Below are 18,514 nucleotides of genomic sequence, written 5' to 3' on the forward strand. Positions count from 1 at the left end.
AACTACTTGCGGATCAGCAGGCGGTCTTGACGCCCGAGGGGGTCATGGCCTCGTCCGCCTCGTGGCAGCTCTTCAGCACCTCCTGGGTGAGGTCGTAGAGCTCCTGCCCGGGGATGCCCTGGGCCTCCATGCTGGCGATCCACTCGGCGCGGATCGGGTCGGCCGCCTTGGCCCGGAAGGCCGCGATCTGGTCGTCGGCGATCACCACCTTCTCGACGTTCTTCTCGGCCAGGATGCTCTCCCACTTCTTCAGCAGCTCGCCATAGTTGGCGAGATAGTGGGCGATGGATTCCTCGATCGAGCTGTCGAGCGCGGCGCGCTGCTCGTCCGAGAGGCTCTCATAGGCGTCGATGTTCACCACCACCGGGCAGTTCACCGTGCCGGGGTTGAGGTTGGTGGTCCACCACTTGGCGAGATCGATGGTGCGGAACGACAGATGCGCGTGCTGCGCGAAGGCCACCGCATCGACGACGCCCGACTCGAGCGCGCCATAGGCCTCGGTCGCGGTCACGCTGGTCGGCGTCGCGCCGACGGTTCGGAAGGCATCGCCGAGGCCGCCGGTGGCGCGCACCCGCATGCCCTCGAAATCCTCCAGCATGGCCGGCGGCTCGCCCATCCCGGCGAGGTTGTACTGCGGCATCGGCGAGGTCATCAGCAGCTTGGCGTTCCAGCGCGCCAGGTCCTTCTGGGTCGCCGGGTGCTCGTAGACCGCGCGCGCCACGGCGACCTCCTCGTCCAGCGTCGCGACGCCGAGGAAGGGCAGCTCCAGCACGGTGATCGTCGGGTTCTTGTCGCGGTGGTAGCCGGCGCAGAACTGCGCCATCTCGAAGGCGCCGATCTCGATGCCGTCGAGGTTCTCGCGGTTCTTCGAGAGGCCGCCATAGGAGATGTTCAGCGTGAAGTCGCCGCCGGTCTTCTCCGCCAGCAGGTCGCCGAGCTTGTGGATGTGTTCGGTGAAGGCGCGCCGCTTGCCCCAGACGGAGACGTTCCAGGTCAGCGCCGAGGCCTCGGCGGCGAAGCCGATCAGGCAGGCTGCGGCGACGGCAGTGCGGAGGGTCATCTTCATGTCGTTACGCTCCCGTGTTGTCGAATGGGCATGCGCTCTCGCGGCGCGTATCCGGCAACCTAAAGCGCCGACGCGGGAAACCCAACCGTTTTTAGCCGGGTGAACGCTGCGGGAGGGGGCGCCGCGCTCGGGCGGCGCGCCGCCGGGCGGCGAGGCCGAGCCCGCCGAGCCCGGCCAGCAGCAGCACGAGGCCCGGCGGCAGCGGCACCGCGGCCGCCTGGCTGAGCAGCACGCCGGAGGCGGTGGAGAAGGGCACCGGGCTGGCGATGCTGAGCGTCGCGGTGTCGCCGATGGCGGCGATGTCTCCGGCGGTCATGGTCAGCCCGAGGCTGAGCTGGCGCATCGCCCCGCCGAAGAGGATGCCCTTGCCGGAGAACACGCCGGGCCCGACCGAGACCGTGTTGCCGCTGTTCGTCGTGACCGAGAAGTTCGCCGGGTCGGCGAGGTCGACCAGCGGCTCCGCGGTCGTCCAGGTGCCGGCGATGCCGAAGCCCTGCTCGAACACACCCGTTCCGCCGACGCCGAACGAGAAGCTCGCCATCGCGGGGTCGAGCGGATTGGTGAAGGGGCTCTTGCCGATGCTGCCCGCGACGGTCACCGTGAACATCACCTCGAACATGTCGGCGGTCGTCGAGCCGGTGAGGTCGAAGAACAGGATGTCCTTCATGTTCGCCTGCCCGCCACAGATGCAGCCCGGCATGTCGAACTTGATCTCCCCCGTGCGCAGATCGGCGCTGTTGCTGATCGTGATCGGCACATTGTCCGGCGGCGGCACCGGGCGCACGAAATTGCTGGTCAGCGTGGCATGGGTGGTCTCCCCGCCATCGATTGCAGGCTGCTGGACGTTGGGGTCGAAATAGACATGGCTGAGCGCGACGCCGTAATCCGAGCTGCCATAGGGCGCCGCCAGCGCCGGCAGGCCGGGGGCCAGGGCGAGCAGCGCCGCCGCGGCCAGGCGCCGGAAAGGAGCTTTCGCGAGCATCCGTCACCTCGCATCAATCGCGCATCGAAAGGGAGATTCTGCAAGGCTTCCGCAGCGTAATCAATTCGCGGTCCGCAACCGACCGGCGAGCCCCCGCCCGCCGTCCCCGCCGCCGCCGCCCGCCCGCAGCCAAGCGAGGCAGGGGCCGGGTCGGCCCGCTCGCGAACCGCCCCGCAGGCCAGCCCGGCTCTGAGGCACCCCGCGCTCCGCGCAGTCCCCGGGAGCCGCCGTGGCACCCTCCGTTCGGAGCCCTGGGCGGGATGCCGACGGGTTTCCCGGTAAGCTCTGGCCCGTCCCCGAGGCACCCCGCGCTACGCCCGAGCGCTGTCCAGCCCCCGGGCCCGCCGTGGCGCATCTCCTCCGGAGCTCTGGAGGGGATACCGCAGGGTCTCCCGGCAAGGCCCGGCCAGCTTCATGGCCAGGGCGCAGGATGGCGCACGGGAACGGATCGCCCGGACGGTCTCGCAGGCTGCCCGGGAAGCGCAGGCGAGACGAGCCGGTCCCGATGGGCTGCCGGCAAGGCACCCGCGAGGCGAACGGGCCCCCCCCTGGGCAGGGCGCGGCGGAGCTGCACCGCAGAGGGCCGGCCGACCCCACGCGAACAGACCCTCCACCGGGAGCGTCAGGAGAATGGCTCGGTCCGCTGCCCCCGGATGCGGGCGGGTGCGGCCCAAAGCTGCGCCGAGGGGCGGTTCGTCCCCAACCCCGGATGCGGCCAGGTTCGATCCGGCCATGTGCTGCGGGAAGGCTCGTCCCGCCCCCCCGATGCAGGGAACTGCGGTCCGGCAACCCGCCGCGGGATGGTTCGCCCCCAACCCCGGATGCGGAGAGGTTGGGTGGGGCCATGCGCCGCGGCGAGGCCGGCCCCGACCCCGGATGCGGGGAGGTCCGGCCCGGCCATGCACCACGGGGAAGTTCGGTCCGTACTCTGAACGTGGGGAGGTTCGGCCCGGCGAAGCGCCACGGGGAGGTTCGGTCCGAACGCTGGACCCCGGCGGCGGGCGGATCCCGGGGGAGGGCGAGGTCGGGCGGCGCTCGGGAGGCGGAGGCCGGCAGGACTGCCATACCGAACCCATACCGGAACCATACCGGTTCAATATTGCGGAAACCCGGGGCCGGGCGCGCCCTGCGGGGGCGGGCCCGGCGGGCGGCGTCAGGCGACGCGGTTCGGCGGCTCCTCGCCGGCGAAGAAGGCGGTGAGGTTCTCCACCACGGTCATGCCCATCGCCTCGCGGGTCTCGGTGGTGGCCGAGCCGAGATGCGGCAGCAGGCAGACATTGGCCATGCCCTTCAGCGCCTCGGTGATCGCCGGCTCGCGCTCGAAGACGTCGAGGCCGGCGCCGGCGATCTGGCCGGCCTGCAGCGCGGTGACCAGCGCCGCCTCGTCGATGATGTCGCCGCGGGCGGAGTTCACGATGAAGGCCGAGGGCTTCATCCTGGCCAGCCGGGCGCCGTTGATCAGGTGGATGTTCTCGCCGCCGCCGGGGCAGTGCAGCGACACCACGTCGGCCGCCGCGAGCACCTCGTCGACGGTTCCGAGCTGGGTCGCCGGCACGCCGGGATCGTTCACCGGGAAGGCGTCGTAGAACACGATCTCCATGTCGAGCGCATGGTGGCAGCGCTTGGCCATGGCCTTGCCGATGCGGCCCATGCCGATGATGCCGAGCACCTTGCCCTGGGGCGAGCGGCCCATCAGCTGGGTCGGGCGCCAGCCGGTCCAGTCGCCGGCGCGCAGCATCGTCTCGCCCTCCCAGGTGCGGCGCATCACGTTGAGCAGCACGGTGAGCGCGATGTCGGCGGTGGCGTCGGTGAGCACGCCGGGCGTGTTGGTCACCGCCAGCCCCGCGGCCCTGGCCGCCTCGGTGTCGATGTGGTTGAAGCCGACCCCGAAATTGCCGAGGATCTTGGCCCGCGCCGGGTGCTCGAGCACGTCGGCGCCCATCTTGTCGGTCACCGTCGGGCAGACCGCGTCGTAGAGGTTGAGCGCGGCGCGCAGCTCGCCGGGACTCATCGCCCGGTCGGCGGTGTTGAGCTGGGTGTCGAAGCGCTCCTGCATCACCGCCTCGACCTTGGCGGGCCATTTGCGGGTCAGGATCACCTTGGGCTTGGCAGTCATGTCTCGGGCCCTCCCTTGGGGTCGTGGTCTTGTTCGTTGTTCGTGTCGGTGCGGCGCGTCGCCGAAGGGCGCACCCCGAAGGCGCGGGAATAGGCCATAGCGAAATGAGAGCTCGAGGAAAAGCCTGTCAGCACGCTGATCTCCAGCGCCGAAAGATTGGTGTGCATGAGCAGCTCGCGCGCCTTCTCGAGCCGCAGGCGGCGGTAGTATTGCGCCGGGGCCATCTCGAGATGCGACTGGAAGAGCCGCTCGAGCCGGCGCAGGTTGACCCCCACCTCGGCGGCGATCTCGCTCATCTTGAGCGGGCTCTCGACATTGGCGAGCATCACCGCGATCGCCTCCTGGATCGGCGCCGGCAGGGTCTCCAGCCGTTCCAGCGCGCCCGGGCGCTGGTGCACCGCGGAGTTGCGGATGCGGTCGATCTGGAACTGGTTGCCCACCGAGCGGCTCATCGCCGGGCCGTGGTCGCGCTCGATCAGCTGCAGCATCATGTCGAGCCCGGTGATGCCGCCGGAGCCGGTCCAGCGGTCGCGGTCGATGGCATAGAGGCCGGAGGTGCAGTCGAGCTCGGGGAACTCCTCCTCGAAGGCCGGCTGGAACTCCCAGTGGACGGTGCAGCGATAGCCCTCAAGCAGCCCGGCGCGGGCCAGCACGAAGGTGCCGGACGAGAGCGAGCCGAGGATCACCCGGTTGCGCGCCGCCTGGCGCAGCACCGAATGCAGCCGCGCGCGGTTCGGCGGGTCGTGGTCGAGCCCGGCGCAGACGAAGAGGAAATCGGTGCGCACGAGGTCGCGCCCGAGATCGCCGAGGCTGCCATCGGCGGCCAGCACCATGCCGTTGGAGGCGTTGATCGGCCCGCCGTCGTCGGAGATCAGCAGCCATTCGTAGTGCCGCCGGCCGAGCAGGCGGTTGGCCGCGCGCAGCGGCTCCAGCGCCGAGACCACGGAGAGCATGGAGAACTCCCGCACGAGCAGGAAGGCGATGGTGGTCAGCGTGCGGTCGGCGGGGCGCATCCGGGTCCTCTGGCAGAAGGGTCATGATATCGGGGCCCCGGTGCTGTGCGCCAGGGACTGGTGTCGTTTGTCGCATATTTTGCGGCAAGCGCGACAGTTTTCCGCGAGACTGGGCGGCGCACGCAGCCGGCACGGCTGGCGGGCCAGGGACCAGCACGAGGACATCAGCGCCATGACCATCCGCCCCACCCCGATGCCTGCGGCCCGGGCGGCCGAGGACGACACCTCCGGAGGCCGCCGCGGCCGCGGCCGTCGCTCGCGCAAGGCAGGGCTGGTGCAGCCGGCCTGGAGCCGGATCGAGAACCCGCTGAAGCCGGTGGAGATCTTCTCCGAGGACCAGATCGAGGCGATCCACGAGACCGCGATGCGCGTGGTCGAGGAGCTCGGCATCGAGCTGATGAGCGCGCCGGCGCGCGCGCTGTTTCGCGCGGCCGGCGCCGAGGTCGACGAGGCCAGCGGCACCGTGCGGCTCGACCGGGCGCTGCTGCTCGAGCTGGTGGCCCGGGCGCCGCGGCGCTTCAGCCTGACCCCGCGCAACCCGGCCCGCGCGCTCGAGATCGGCGGGCGCAGCATGGTCTCGACGCTGGTCGCCGGCCCGCCGGCGGTGCATGACTGCATCCGCGGCCGGCGCCCCTCCAACCTGCCGGACTACCGGAACTTCATCCGCCTCGCGCATGAGCTCAACGCGATCCACATGCTCGGCAACCAGGTCGCGGCGCCGATCGAGCTGCCCGCCGAGACCCGCCATCTCGACTGCTACGACGCCAATATCCGGCTGACCGACAAGAGCTTCCACTGCACCGCCATCGGCCCGCAGCGGGCCCGCGACGGCATCGCCATGATGGCCATCGCCAAGGGCATGACGCTGGAGGAGATGGCGGCCGAGCCCGCGGTCTCGACGATCATCTCGGTGAACTCGCCGCGGCGTTTCGACGATGCCATGGCCGACGGGCTGATCGAGATGGCGCGCCACGGCCAGGCCACCGCGATCACGCCGTTCACGCTGATGGGGGCGATGACGCCGGTGACCCTGCCGGCGGCGCTGGCGCAGCAGACCGCGGAGGCGCTGTTCGGCATCGCGCTGACCCAGCTCGCCCGCCCCGGCGCGCCGGTGATGTATGGCGCCTTCACCTCCAATGTCGACATGCGCACCGGCGCCCCGGCCTTCGGCACGCCGGAGAATGCCAAGGCCAACATCGCCAGCGGCCAGCTCGCCCGGCGCTATGGCCTGCCCTATCGCGCGACGCCGTCAAACGCCTCCAACGCCGCCGATGCCCAGGCGGTCTGGGAGACGCAGATGTCGCTCTGGGGCTGCGTGATGGGCGGGGCCAACATGCTCTATCACGGCGCCGGCTGGCTCGAGGGCGGGCTCTGCGCCTCGTTCGAGAAGGTGATGCTGGATGCCGAGATGCTGAACCACATCTACGCCTTCCTCGCGCCCACCGAGGTCGACGACGACACGCTCGGCTTCGCGGCGCTGGCACGGGTGCCGACGGGCGGCCACTTCTTCGGCGATGCGCATACGCTGGCGCGCTACGAGACCGCCTTCTTCACGCCGATGCTGGCGGACTGGCGCAACCACGAGACCTGGGTCGCGGACGGCGCCAAGACCGCGACCGAGCGGGCGACCGCGGCCTGGCAGCAGGCGCTGGCCGACTATGCCGAGCCGGCGCTGCCGGAGGACCGCTCGGAGGCGCTCGCCGCCTATGTCGCGACGCGCCGGGAGGAGATCGCCCGCGACGGCATCTGAGCCCGCTGCGGCGTCCTGCGGCACCCTGCGGCGCCGGGTGTCTTGCCAGTCCCGCTACCCGGAGGCACACTCGGGGCAACGACAGCCAAGACATGCCCGCCGGCGCTGTCCGGCGGCCGACAGGGACACGCCGAGCGATGACCGACCTGCGCCACCCGCCGTGCCGCCAGCCCCGGCTTCGCGGCCACGGACCCGGGCCGTGGAGCCCCGTCGCCGCATGAGCCCGGTGCTCGCCCTCATCCTCAAGCGCATCGGGATCGGGGTGGTGCTGATCCTCGCGATCTCGGCGCTGCTGTTCCTCGGCGTCGAGGCGCTGCCCGGCGATTTCGCGCAGAACTTCCTCGGCCAGGCGGCGACCCCTGAGGCGGTGGCGAACATCCGCCGCGAGCTCGGCCTCGATCAGCCGGTGATGCTGCGCTATCTCGACTGGCTCGGCGGGGTGGTGATCGGCGATTTCGGCGAGAGCTGGGCCAATGGCAGCTCGGTCAGCGAACAGCTCGGCAAGCGGCTGGCGAACACGCTGTTCCTCGCCGCGGTGGCAGCGGTCTTCGCGGTGCCGATCTCGGTCGGCCTCGGCGTGCTGGCGGTGTTCTACCGCAACCGGCTGCCGGACCGCATCATCAACATCCTGTCGCTGGCGGCGATCTCGATGCCGGAGTTCTTCGTCGGCTATCTCTTCATCTTCTTCTTCGCGCTGCAGTTCGGCATCGGCGACGGGCCGCCGATCATTCCCGATCCGCGGGCCAGCGTCTGGGAGAACGTGCAGCTGGTCTTCCTGCCGGCGATGACGCTGGTGGTGGTGGTGATCGCGCACATGATGCGGATGACCCGGGCGGCGATCCTCAACATCATGGAATCGGCCTATGTCGAGACCGCCGAGCTCAAGGGCCTGTCGATGCTGCGGATCATCTGGAAGCATGCCGCGCCGAACGCGGTGGCGCCGATCATCAACGTGGTGGCGCTCAACCTCGCCTATCTGGTGGTCGGCGTCGTGGTGGTGGAGGTGATCTTCGCCTATCCCGGCATGGGGCAGTATTTCGTCGATGCCGTGACGGTGCGCGACATTCCCGTGGTGCAGGCCTGCGGCATCGTCTTCGCCGCGGTCTACATCATCCTCAACATGCTGGCCGATGTCGGCGCGATCCTCGCCAATCCGCGGCTGAGGCACCCGAAATGACCGAGACGCTGGCCTTTCTCGACGCCGTCGGCGACGGCACGGCAATGCGGGTGCTGATCCGGCTGTTCTCCGCGGCGGTCGACATCGTGCCCTTCGCGGCGCTGCTGCTCGTGCTGCGCGGCTGGGCCAGGCTGCCCTGGTCGGCGCGGGTCGCCATGCTCGGCTGCATCCTCTTCGGCTTCGTCGCGGTCTATGCCGATGCGATCGCCCCGTTCGGCGAGCGCGAGATCGTCGGCGATGTCTGGCAGGGGCCGGGGACCGACTGCCTCTCCACCGCCGACGACGGCACCGAGCGCGCCGGCACCTGCCATCTCGGCACCGACAATCTCGGGCGGGACATGCTGTCGCGGCTGATCTTCGGCGCGCAGACCACCATCGCGGTGGCGCTGATCGCCTCGCTGCTCAGCTTCTCGGCGGGGATGCTGCTCTCCTTCACCGCCGCGGTGGTGGGCGGCTGGACCGACCAGATCCTCAGCCGCATCAACGACATGCTGCTGGCGATCCCGACGCTGATCTTCGCCCTCGTGGTGCTGGCGGCGCTGCCGCAGAACATCGTGATCCTGGTGCTGGTGATGGCGGTGATCGACCAGACCCGGGTCTACCGGCTCGGCCGCGCCGTGGCGGTGGATGTCGTGGTGCAGGACTATGTCGAGGCGGCGCGTCTGCGCGGCGAGGGCTGGCTCTGGATCATCTTCCGCGAGGTCCTGCCCAATGTCTGGACCCCGCTGATCGCCGAGTTCGGCCTGCGATTCGCCTTCGCGGTGCTGTTCCTCTCGACGCTCAGCTTCCTCGGGCTCGGCATCCAGCCGCCGGAGGCCGACTGGGGCGGCATGGTCAAGGACAACAAGGACGGGATCATCTTCCTGGTGCCGGCGGCGCTCTATCCCGGCGCGGCGATCGCGTTGCTGGCGGTCTCGGTCAACATGGTGGTGGACTGGATGCTCAACCGCACCGCCAGCCTGAAGGGAGGCCGCGGATGAGCGAAGCTCCCGGAACCGGCCCCGACAGCGCCGCCGCAACCGCCCCCGGCACCGTGCTCGAGGTGCGCGACCTGCATATCGGCGCCACGGTCTATCCGCCGAACGAGCCGCCGCGCGACATCGAGATCGTGCACGGCGTCAGCTTCGCGATCGAGAAGGGCAAGGTGCTCGGCCTGATCGGCGAATCGGGGGCGGGCAAGTCCACCATCGGGCTCGCGGCGCTGGCCTATGGCCGCGGCGGGGTGCGCATCACCGGCGGCGAGGTCTGGCTCCACGGCGAGAACATCCTCGCCCTGCCGAAATCCGGCATCCGGGGCGTGCGCGGGCGGCGGGTGACCTATGTCGCGCAATCGGCGGCGGCGGCCTTCAATCCGGCGCACCGGCTCGGCGACCAGGTGGTCGAGGCGGCGCTCAAGCACGGGCTGATGAGCCGGCGCGAGGCCCGCGAGCGGGCGCGGATGCTGTTCGAGACCCTCGGCCTGCCGGACCCCGACAGCTTCGGCCGGCGCTTCCCGCACCAGGTTTCCGGCGGCCAGCTGCAGCGCGCGATGACCGCGATGGCGCTCTGCCCGGCGCCGGATCTCATCGTCTTCGACGAGCCGACCACGGCGCTCGACGTGACCACCCAGATCGACGTGCTCGCGGCCATCAAGCGCGCCATCGAGGAAACCGATGTCGCGGCGATCTACATCACCCACGATCTCGCGGTGGTGGCGCAGATCTCCGACGACATCATGGTACTGCGCCACGGCAACACGGTGGAATACGGCCCGGTGCAGCAGATGATCGAGGCGCCGCGCGAGGCCTACACGCGCGAGCTCCTCTCGATCCGCTCCGACATCAAGCCCCAGGCCGAGGACCAGTCCGGCGCGCTGCTGCAGCTCGAGGGGATCGACGCGGCCTATGGCGAGGTGCCGGTGCTGTTCGATGTCTCGATGCACCTGCCCAAGGGCCAGACGCTGGCGGTGGTGGGCGAATCGGGCTCGGGCAAGTCGACCACGGCGCGGGTGATCACCGGGCTCCTGCCGCCGCGCGCCGGCACCGTCAGCTTCAAGGGCGAGCCGCTGCCGCCGGCGCTCTCGCGCCGCAGCAAGGAGCAGCTCCGCCAGATCCAGATGATCTACCAGATGGCCGACACCGCGATGAACCCGCGCCAGACGGTGGCGGAGATCATCGGCCGCCCGCTCGGCTTCTATTTCGGGCTGAAGGGCGGCGAGCGGGCGCGGCGGGTGGCCGAGCTGCTCGACCAGATCGAGATGGGGCAGGGCTTTGCCGACCGCTACCCCGCCGAGCTCTCCGGCGGGCAGAAGCAGCGGGTCTGCATCGCCCGCGCGCTGGCCGCGAACCCGGAGCTGATCCTCTGCGACGAGCCGACCTCGGCGCTCGACCCGCTGGTGGCGGAGGGCATCCTCAAGCTGCTGATGGAGCTGCAGGCCGAAACCCGGGTCAGCTATCTCTTCATCACCCACGACATCGCGACGGTGCGCGCGATCTCCGACAGCATCGCGGTGATGTACATGGGCCGGGTGGTGCGTTTCGGTCCGAAGGACGAGGTGCTCTCCCCGCCCTTCGACGACTATACCGACCTGCTGCTGAAATCGGTGCCGGAGATGAAGCTCGGCTGGCTCGAGCGGGCGCTGGCCTCGCGGCGGATGGATTCCGCCGGCAACTGACCCCGGCGATGGCGGGCGCGCCGGGCGGCGGGCGCCCGGTCAGTCCTCGTGCGCGGGCACCCTGCCGGTGGTCGAGATCCAGGGCCGGGTGACATCCTCCAGCGTGACGTCGAGCGCCTCGACCCCGACCGCCAGGTCGCCGTCGCCGGCCAGCGCCAGGGTCAGCACGCCCGAGGGGTCCTCCGGGTCGTCGGCGCCCGCGAAGGCGAGGGTGAGCAGGCCGATCACCGTCTCCGGGTCCTGCGGGCTGACGCCGCGGGCGCGCACGGTCTCGACGCCGTCGATCATCAGCATGGTGCGCACCCGCTCCGGCGGGCGCCCCTCCGCCTCGGCCGCCGCCCGGTCCTCCCAGCGGAAGCGGTTGAGCAGCAGCACCAGCCGCCGCCGCGACTTCGCCCAGCTGATGTCGCCGGTGCGGGCCAGCGCGTCCTGCACCAGGCTCGAGATCACCGCGAGATCGTCGATGCTCTCGGCGCGCAGCCGCAGCGGGCGGTCGCTGTGCCCGACCTCTTCGAAGCGTGCATCCATCGCGTCGTTTCCTTTCGCCGCCCCCGCGGGACGTGCCGCTTGCGTTCCTAGTCCTCCGACAGCCGCGCGATCCGCGCGCCGCAGGCGCCGAGCTTCTCCTCGAGCCGCTCGTAGCCGCGGTCGAGATGGTAGACCCGGCTCACCACGGTCTCGCCCTCGGCCGCGAGCCCGGCGAGGATCAGGCTGACCGAGGCGCGCAGATCCGTCGCCATCACCGGCGCGCCCTTGAGCCGCTCGACCCCGGTGATCCTCGCGCTGCCGCCATGGATATCGATACGCGCACCCATTCGCGCAAGCTCCGGCACATGCATGAAGCGGTTCTCGAAGATCCGCTCGTCGATATGGCTCTCGCCCTCGGCGAGGCAGAGCAGCGCCATCATCTGCGCCTGGAGATCGGTGGGGAAGCCGGGGAAGGGCGCGGTGGCGATCTCCACCGGCAGGATGCGCCCGTTGCGCCGCGAGACGCGCAGGCCCCCGCCCTCGGCCTCGGGCACGTCCTCCACCGCGATGTCGGCGGCCTCGAGCCGCTCGATCAGCGCGCCGACGAGGCCGCGCTCGGCGCCGGTCAGCACCACCGAGCCGCCGGCGATGGCGGGCGCGATCATGTAGGTGCCGAGCTCCACCCGGTCGGGCAGCACGGGATGCGTGGCGGCGCCGAGGCTGCGCACGCCCTCGATGGTGACGGTGTCGGTGCCGGCGCCCTCGATCCGCGCGCCCATCCGGGTGAGGCAGGCGGCGAGATCGGTGATCTCGGGCTCGCGCGCGGCGTTCTTCAGCACCGTGGTGCCGCGGGCCAGCGTCGCCGCCATCAGCAGGTTCTCGGTGGCGCCGACCGAGACGAAGGGGAACGCGACCTCGGCGCCGACCAGCCCGCCCGGCGCCTCCGCCTCGACATAGCCGTCGGCCAGCGTGAGGCTGGCGCCGAGGCGCTCGAGCCCCTTCAGGTGCAGGTCCACCGGCCGCGCGCCGATGGCGCAGCCGCCCGGCAGCGAGACCCGCGCCCGCCCGTGCCGCGCCAGCATCGGCCCGAGCACCAGGATCGAGGCGCGCATCTTGCGCACGATGTCGTAATGCGCCGTGTCGCTGGTGAGATTCGCCGCCGAGATCGCCAGCACGCGGCCGCCCTGCAGGTTCGCGATCTCGCAGCCGAGCGAGCGCAGCAGCGCCGACATGGTGGCGATGTCGGCGAGCCGCGGCGCATTGGTGAGCATCAGCGGCTGGTCGGTCAGCAGCGCCGCCGGCATCAATGTGAGGCAGGCATTCTTTGCCCCGGAGATGGCGATGCGCCCGCTCAGCGGCTGCCCGCCCTCGATCCTGATTCTGTCCATGGTGCGGCCTCTGCTGCCTCAGCGTTCTCCGGGGAGGGTATCGTCGCCCGGTGCGGCTGCATCGGGGCCGGAGGACGGCGTTCCGGCGGCGGTTTCGCGGCGCGCACGCGCCTGTGCCTTGCGCCGGCGCAGATTGTCGCGGAGCGCCGCGGCGAGCCGTTCGGCCCGCGCATCGGCGCCCCGGGCGCCGCCCCTGCCGGTTTTGCTGTCATCCCCGTCGGTCATTTCACCTCCCATATCGCGGGGCGCCGCGGCGGTCCAGTTTGCCCTTGCATTCCGCCGAGCATCGGGGCATCAGGGCGCCCGAAGCCGGTGTGGCACAGCGGCGGTCGCGCTCCCTTGACAAGGGCCTCCTCGAGAGGGATGAGAGCGGCACGCCCGGATGCCATGGAGGTGGGATTTCCCTGCGCCCGCCTCCTGCCCGACCGACCCGGTCACCGGATCAGGGAACGGCTGCTGCCGTAGCTCAGTGGTAGAGCACTCCCTTGGTAAGGGAGAGGTCGAGAGTTCGAGTCTCTCCGGCAGCACCATCAGTCAGGCAAAACACTCTGAACTTTCAAGGCGTTAAGTGGTTTCTCGGCAATCGTGACTGCCCCTGCCTTCACGGAAAATCCGGATATCATCCAGTTTCGTCGCGCCCGCCGCGCTCGATCACCCGCACCGCGCGGGCCTGGTGGTCGGGGCTGTGGGCGCGGTAGACCCGTTCGAGCGTCGCGCTGTCGGTCGAGAAGTCGTCCGCGGCGTCGGGCAGGGTCATGCCGCCCTGGAAGGCCCAGGTCACCGCGGTGCGCTTCAGATCGTGGGGCGTGACATCGGGCAGGCCGGCGGCGATCCTGGCGGCGGCGAAACCGGTCTTGATCGAGTGCACCGGCCGGCCGCGGAAGTGGATGACATGGGCGGCGCCGTCGCGCGCCCAGATCCGGGCCTGCATCGGCACCTGGCGAGGCAGGCGGACAGCCTCGCGCCGTTTCCTGGTGCGCCGCTCGCCCGGCCCGCGCCGGTGCAGCACGCCGCGCTCGAGATCGATCCAGCCGGCATCGATCGAGGGCAGCCAGCGCAGGGCGAGGAGCGGCGATTTTCGCGTGCTGGTGTAGAGCGAGAGCAGAATGAAGCGCCTGAGATGCGGGGCCGCGGCGCGCAGCAGCAGGGCGGCCTCGCTCCGGGTCAGCCAGCGCTCGCGCGGATCCGGGTTCGGCGACATCCTGCCGGTGAGCTTTCCCCCTGAAGCCGGACTGGGAGCCCTTTCTTTGCGGCTTTGGCGTGGGTCATGTCGATCCTGGCCCGCTCTGGCGTCCGGTCGCCGATGCGGGAGTAACGGGGCTGTCGGTTGTGGAAGATTGCGATGTATTCGAGGAGAGCCGCCTTCGCCTCACGGCGCGACCGGACATTGGCGCTGTGGACCATCTCCGTCTTCAGCGCGCCGAAGACGTCGCGAAGCGGCGCGCGTGAGGCGTGAACCATCGGCGCATTGTCGAGGCATTTGCCCCTGCCGCTTCTGGAGGCCCTGGCGCCATGGCTCGAAAGCGGCCTGCGGTCGTCGCCGCCGGCGTAGTGCACGCCGCGATCCGGGTGACAGACCGGCCCGGGCGCCGCCCGCCGGTTCTGCAGCGCCATGCGCATGGCACCGATCGCCAGCCCCTTGTTCAGGCTGTCGGACAAGGCCCGGCCTGCGATCTCCCCGGCCTGCGATCTCCATGGTCGCCATGTCCCTGACGGCGGCGAGATAGAGCCAGCCCTCCCCGGTCGGGTCGTCGCTGATGCCGGCCAGCCAGGCCCGGTCGGGCGCGTCGGCGTGGAAATCGCACCTGAGCGGGATCGGCGCGATGCCCGGCTCGCGCCGGCTGTCGGTGGTGCGAGGGCCGCGGCGGCGACGACGCGGCGGGCGGATATCGTTCTGTTTCATGATACTGGCCACCGTCTTCCGGGCAATCCGCCGCCCCCGGGCCAGCAGTTCCGCATGGATAGGCGACGCGCCATGGCGCCCCTTGTGATCTGCCCGATCCGGATTGGTCCACCTTTGTGATTGGAGAAGGGGAGGAGCCGAGAATGAGCGAGCGACACAAGCCGGAAGAGTTTGTCACCAGGTTGCGCCAGGTCGAAGTGCTGCATGGCCAGGGCATGAACTTGGCCGAGGCGATCCGGCAGATCGGCGTTCCCGAGCTGACATTCTACCGCTGGCGCCAGACCTGCGGTGGCATGCGGACCGGGCAGCTGCACGAGCCCGAACAGCTTCAGAAAGAGAACGAGCGGCTCCGAAAGGCGGTGGCGGATCTCACCCCGGACAAGCTCATCCTGGCGGAGGCAGCCAGGGGAAACTTCCGAGCCCCGCGCGCCGCCGGCAATGTGTCGAGAGCGTGCGGCAGACGCCTGGCGTGAGCGAGCGCCGCGCCTGCCGCAGGCTCGGCCGGCACCGCTCCACCCGACGCGATGTGCCTCGAGGCCGCGAAGATGAAGCGCGCCTGGCGGAGGACATGATTGAGCCGGCCAGGCCGTACGGTCGCCATGGCTGTCGCCGGATCGCGGCACGCCTGCGTGAGGCGGGGCGGTCGGTCATCGATGGCCGGGTCGAGAGGCTCTGGCGACGCGAGGGGCTGAAGGTGCCGGCGAGACGGCCGGGGCGAGGCCGCCTGTGGCTGGGCGACGGATCCTGCATCCGGCTCCGGCCGGAGCGCCGCAACCATGTCCGGTCCTGCGACTTCGTGCATCGCCGCACCGAAGATGGCCGGGCCTTCCGCACGCTCGACATCCCGGACGAGTTCACCCGTGCGTGCCTGGCGATTCGCGTCGGCCACAAGCCGGGTTCGCTCGACGGGATCGATGTCCTCTCCGGTCGCTTCATCATGCGCGGCGTGCCGGCCTTCATCCGCCCGGACAACGGGCCGGACAACGGGCCGGACAACGGGCCGGAATTCGTGGCCGGGAAGGTGAGGGACCGGATTGCCGCCGTCGGCGCCCGGACCGCCTGCATCGAACCCGGGTCACCCTGGGAAAACGGTCATGTCGAGAGCTTCAACGGGCGGTTCCGCGATGAACGCCTCGACGGAGCAATTGTCCACATCCCCGGAGAGGCCCGGACCGTCATCGAGAACTGGCCTCGCCACCACAACACGAAACGCCCACACAGCGCCCCGGGCCATCGACTCCCCGCACCAGAAGCCGTCATCAACGTCGACCAGAGAACGCCAATGCACCAACACTCAACGTGGACCAACTGGGCCAGGCCACTCACGCTACCGCCCGCCTATCGGGCGGTGTTCGAGGTGCAGCAGGCCCGGATCGCGGAACTGGCCGAGATCAACAAGCGCCTTGAGCACCTGGTTCAGGAGTTTCAGCACCCGGCCCTCGGGAAGAAGTCGGAACGGCTCACCAAGGATGAGCGCCAGCGCTCTTTCGAGGACCTGGAAGTGGCGGTTGCAAAGGTTCAGGAGGCGGCGGACCGGGCTCCTGCGACGCCATCGGCGTCGCGGAAGAAGCGCGCGCATGTCAATCGGAACCTCGGAAACCTTCCGGAGAGCCTGCCCCCGGATCGAGGAGGTGATCGAGCCCGCAAGCACGCTCTGCCCCTGCGGCTGCGGCCAGATACACCGGATCGGCGAGGACCGGACTGAGCGGCTCGATATCGTGCCCGCGCAGCCGCGGGTTGTCACCATCCGGCCCAAATATGCCAGCCGGGCGCGCACCGATGGCGTCACCCAGGCGCCGGCGGTCCCGCATCTGATCGAATGCGCGCCGCCCGGGTTCCCATACCGAATTGCGCAGCAATTCGAATGGGGTCCCGTCGACCGAGGGCGCGATCGTGCATGTGCTGGTCTCGAAATACGCCGACCACTGCCCCTTGAACCGACAATGCCAGATCCTCGCGCGCTCCGGCATCAACCTGGATCGCTCGAGGCTGGCCGGCTGGGTCGGCAAGGCGGCGTTCCATCTCGGCCCTGTGGTCGATCGGCTCGCCTAGCACCTGAAGCAATCGACCAAGCTCTTCATGGACGAGACGATAGCGCCGGTGCTCGATCCTGGCCGCGGGCGTAGCAAGACCGGCTTCCTATGGGCGCTCGCGTGCAACGACCGGAGCTGGGGCGGCGCCGACCCACCCGGAGTCGTCTACTTCTACGGCCGCGGCGGCGAGCATGCCGAACGTTCCTGGAAGGCTTCGGCGGTTATCCCGGCCACAACCGGCTGACCGAGCCAAAACGCGAGGGCGGGGCGCCCATTCAGGTGGCCCAGTGTTGGGCCCACACCCGCCGCAAGCTGCGCGAGATCTTCGAGCGCGACGGCTCGGCAATCGCCGCCGAAGGGCTCCGCCGCATCGCCGAGCTCTACAAGATCGAACGCGAGATCCGCGGCGCCGGCCCCGGGCAGCGCCTCTCCGCCCGCCAGGCGCGTACCGCGCCCCTCGTCGAGAGCTTCGGCACATGGCTGGCGGAGGTCCGCGCCCGCGTCTCAGCCACGTTGCGCCTCGGCGAGAAGCTCGCCTATATCCACGGTCACTGGGCCGGGCTGCAGACCTTCCTCACCGACGGCCGCGTCGAGATAGACACCAACGGCGTCGAGAACCTGATCCGCCCGATCGCTCTGAGCAGGAAAACGCGCTCTTCGCAGGTCATGACAAGGGCGGTCGGTCCCGGGGCCGCATCGCCTCGCTGATCGAGACCGCGAAGATAGATGGCGTCGAGCCCTTCGCCAATCTCAAGGCAGCACTCGAGGCGATCTCCCGAGGACACCCCAACGAGCGCCTCGACGATCTCCTCCCCTGGAACTTCAGGCACGCTTCAAGCTGAAGCCACCGTGGGGCGCACGTACCGCTTACCCTGGGCTGCTTCTGAACCGCGAAGACGTGCTCGATGGGCGCGCGATGTCTCGGCGTCGTGGCGTTGCCGCGGTTGATATGCCTCGGCATCACTTTGCCTGGGGTGCGCCTTCGGTGGATGTGGCTGACGAGGCTGCCGGCATCCGCTTCGAAGTCGACCATCGGACAGAGGGCGCCGGCGGCACGCATCCGGCGCCAGGCCCGGATCGCATCGATCCTGAAGTTGGATATGTCGAGGGCAATGTTCGGTGGTTGCTCTGGGCGGTGAACAGGGCGAAATGCGAAAGACCCGACGACCTGTTCCTGCGCATCTGCCAGGCTGTTGGCAATATCCACGGTGCGGGAAGCTGAGCGCTCAACGGTTTCCGCGAAAACCGTTACGCGCCAGAACGTAGATCAGCCCCCGCCCCATCTGTCCACAGGCTCGGCGGCCCATTCGCCATACACCATTGCCCATCACGGAAGATCCGTGTGCGGGCGGCTGTGGTGGTGGCTGGAACGGGCTACCGGGTATCGTTGCCGAGCCATCCGAGCCGACGAGCGGTGCGCTTGCGGAGGCGGTCCGGTGTGTCGCTCACGTTCCGCGGGCGGAGCGCATCGCCGCGCTCAGCCGGGCGATATCGCGAAGGCCGTAGCGCGGGCCCTTGGCGCGCAGGATGCGCTCGGCCAAGGCGGCCCAGCCGGCCGGGCAGGCGAGGCGCCGGCCCTCGCAGCCGGCCAGCAGCACCGCGGCCGCGTCGGCGCCGCGGGGCAGCCGGTAGCGGTCGGCGCCGCTTAGGATGAGCTTCGCGGCGATCCGCGTCTCGGTTGCCAAGCAGATGACCGCGGCCGGGCGGCCCGTGGGGATCGGCACGCTTCCCACCGCGCAGTCCGGCTTCAGGGGGCAAGCTTGCCTCTTCGACAGGCCGGGGTCGCGGGCACCGCCCTTGTGGCGTCTGGCGGCTCGGGGCGGGCGGTTTGGATGGTCACCGGGAACGGCGGTTGTCCGGGAAGCTAGGTCCGCTTGCCGCGGGAGGGTGGCTGCCGGCCGTTGCGGGGCCGGTCCGGGGCGGCGGGCGCCCCGGTCTTCCAGCGGGGCCCCGGGCCGGGGCATG

Annotated in this window: 15 protein-coding genes, 1 tRNA gene and 3 pseudogenes; 8 read left to right on the forward strand and 11 right to left on the reverse strand. The window is 70.2% G+C overall.

Going from position 1 to position 18,514, the window contains the following annotated elements; all coding sequences use genetic code 11:
• Positions 1-13: 13 nt before the first annotated feature.
• From QSJ97_RS05555 to QSJ97_RS05570, 4 genes are all read right to left on the reverse strand, one after another.
• Complete coding sequence (locus QSJ97_RS05555) at positions 14-1,066, reverse strand: C4-dicarboxylate TRAP transporter substrate-binding protein (RefSeq protein ID WP_285670650.1); 1,053 nt, start codon at positions 1,064-1,066, stop codon at positions 14-16.
• 91 nt (positions 1,067-1,157) lie between these two features.
• Positions 1,158-2,048: a hypothetical protein gene (locus QSJ97_RS05560; protein WP_285670651.1), complete on the reverse strand. Its 891-nt coding sequence runs from the start codon at positions 2,046-2,048 to the stop codon at positions 1,158-1,160.
• 1,153 nt (positions 2,049-3,201) lie between these two features.
• Positions 3,202-4,164, reverse strand: a complete 963-nt coding sequence (locus QSJ97_RS05565; RefSeq protein WP_285670652.1) for a 2-hydroxyacid dehydrogenase — start codon at positions 4,162-4,164, stop codon at positions 3,202-3,204.
• Positions 4,161-5,177, reverse strand: a complete 1,017-nt coding sequence (locus QSJ97_RS05570; protein ID WP_285670653.1) for a GlxA family transcriptional regulator — start codon at positions 5,175-5,177, stop codon at positions 4,161-4,163. The genes QSJ97_RS05565 and QSJ97_RS05570 overlap by 4 nt, the downstream gene beginning before the upstream one ends.
• A gap of 172 nt (positions 5,178-5,349) precedes the next feature.
• On the opposite strand from QSJ97_RS05570, the gene QSJ97_RS05575 reads away from it, so the two are divergent.
• The 4 genes from QSJ97_RS05575 (at position 5,350) to QSJ97_RS05590 (ending at position 10,757) form a co-directional block, all read left to right on the forward strand.
• Positions 5,350-6,927, forward strand: a complete 1,578-nt coding sequence (locus QSJ97_RS05575; protein WP_285670654.1) for a trimethylamine methyltransferase family protein — start codon at positions 5,350-5,352, stop codon at positions 6,925-6,927.
• 217 nt (positions 6,928-7,144) lie between these two features.
• Positions 7,145-8,104, forward strand: a complete 960-nt coding sequence (locus QSJ97_RS05580) for an ABC transporter permease (protein WP_285670655.1) — start codon at positions 7,145-7,147, stop codon at positions 8,102-8,104.
• Between the two features lie 155 nt (positions 8,105-8,259).
• The gene (locus tag QSJ97_RS05585; RefSeq protein ID WP_285670674.1) at positions 8,260-9,084 is read left to right on the forward strand and encodes an ABC transporter permease; all 825 of its coding nucleotides are present in this window, start codon (positions 8,260-8,262) and stop codon (positions 9,082-9,084) included.
• Positions 9,081-10,757: an ABC transporter ATP-binding protein gene (locus QSJ97_RS05590; protein ID WP_285670656.1), complete on the forward strand. Its 1,677-nt coding sequence runs from the start codon at positions 9,081-9,083 to the stop codon at positions 10,755-10,757. Before QSJ97_RS05585 ends, QSJ97_RS05590 begins: the two co-directional genes overlap by 4 nt.
• Positions 10,758-10,796: 39 nt before the next feature.
• On the opposite strand, the gene QSJ97_RS05595 is transcribed toward QSJ97_RS05590, so the two are convergent.
• From QSJ97_RS05595 to QSJ97_RS05605, 3 genes are read right to left on the reverse strand one after another with little or no spacing between them, the layout of a single operon-like run.
• Complete coding sequence (locus tag QSJ97_RS05595) at positions 10,797-11,285, reverse strand: DUF2948 family protein (protein WP_285670657.1); 489 nt, start codon at positions 11,283-11,285, stop codon at positions 10,797-10,799.
• Between the two features lie 47 nt (positions 11,286-11,332).
• A complete protein-coding gene (gene murA / locus QSJ97_RS05600; protein ID WP_285670658.1) occupies positions 11,333-12,613 on the reverse strand; it encodes a UDP-N-acetylglucosamine 1-carboxyvinyltransferase in 1,281 nt (426 codons plus the stop codon).
• A gap of 18 nt (positions 12,614-12,631) precedes the next feature.
• Positions 12,632-12,838: a hypothetical protein gene (locus QSJ97_RS05605; protein ID WP_285670659.1), complete on the reverse strand. Its 207-nt coding sequence runs from the start codon at positions 12,836-12,838 to the stop codon at positions 12,632-12,634.
• A gap of 230 nt (positions 12,839-13,068) precedes the next feature.
• Between QSJ97_RS05605 and QSJ97_RS05610 the strand changes: the two genes are divergently transcribed.
• Positions 13,069-13,143 (forward strand) — tRNA-Thr (locus QSJ97_RS05610).
• Positions 13,144-13,232: 89 nt separating this feature from the next.
• On the opposite strand, the gene QSJ97_RS05615 is transcribed toward QSJ97_RS05610, so the two are convergent.
• The 3 genes and pseudogenes from QSJ97_RS05615 to QSJ97_RS24960 form a co-directional block, all read right to left on the reverse strand.
• Positions 13,233-13,814, reverse strand: a complete 582-nt coding sequence (locus QSJ97_RS05615) for a site-specific integrase (RefSeq protein ID WP_285670660.1) — start codon at positions 13,812-13,814, stop codon at positions 13,233-13,235.
• A complete protein-coding gene (locus tag QSJ97_RS05620) occupies positions 13,778-14,272 on the reverse strand; it encodes an IS3 family transposase (protein ID WP_285670661.1) in 495 nt (164 codons plus the stop codon). The genes QSJ97_RS05615 and QSJ97_RS05620 overlap by 37 nt, the downstream gene beginning before the upstream one ends.
• Before the next feature lie 214 nt (positions 14,273-14,486).
• Positions 14,487-14,597 (reverse strand): annotated as a pseudogene (locus QSJ97_RS24960) (IS3 family transposase); the annotation flags it as partial.
• Positions 14,598-14,659: 62 nt separating this feature from the next.
• Here QSJ97_RS24960 and QSJ97_RS05625 point away from each other — a divergent pair.
• The 3 genes and pseudogenes from QSJ97_RS05625 to QSJ97_RS05635 all read left to right on the forward strand — a co-directional run.
• Positions 14,660-15,783: pseudogene (locus tag QSJ97_RS05625) on the forward strand (IS3 family transposase); the annotation flags it as partial.
• Between the two features lie 15 nt (positions 15,784-15,798).
• Positions 15,799-17,391 (forward strand): annotated as a pseudogene (gene tnpC, locus QSJ97_RS05630) (IS66 family transposase).
• Between the two features lie 143 nt (positions 17,392-17,534).
• Positions 17,535-17,771 (forward strand): hypothetical protein, encoded by a 237-nt coding sequence (locus QSJ97_RS05635; protein ID WP_285670662.1) that lies wholly within the window; start codon positions 17,535-17,537, stop codon positions 17,769-17,771.
• A gap of 223 nt (positions 17,772-17,994) precedes the next feature.
• On the opposite strand, the gene QSJ97_RS05640 is transcribed toward QSJ97_RS05635, so the two are convergent.
• The gene (locus QSJ97_RS05640; RefSeq protein WP_285670663.1) at positions 17,995-18,234 is read right to left on the reverse strand and encodes a hypothetical protein; all 240 of its coding nucleotides are present in this window, start codon (positions 18,232-18,234) and stop codon (positions 17,995-17,997) included.
• Positions 18,235-18,514: the final 280 nt, after the last annotated feature.

It is taken from the genome of Paralimibaculum aggregatum, assembly GCF_030270585.1.
GTDB classification, from domain to species: domain Bacteria; phylum Pseudomonadota; class Alphaproteobacteria; order Rhodobacterales; family Rhodobacteraceae; genus Thermohalobaculum; species Thermohalobaculum aggregatum.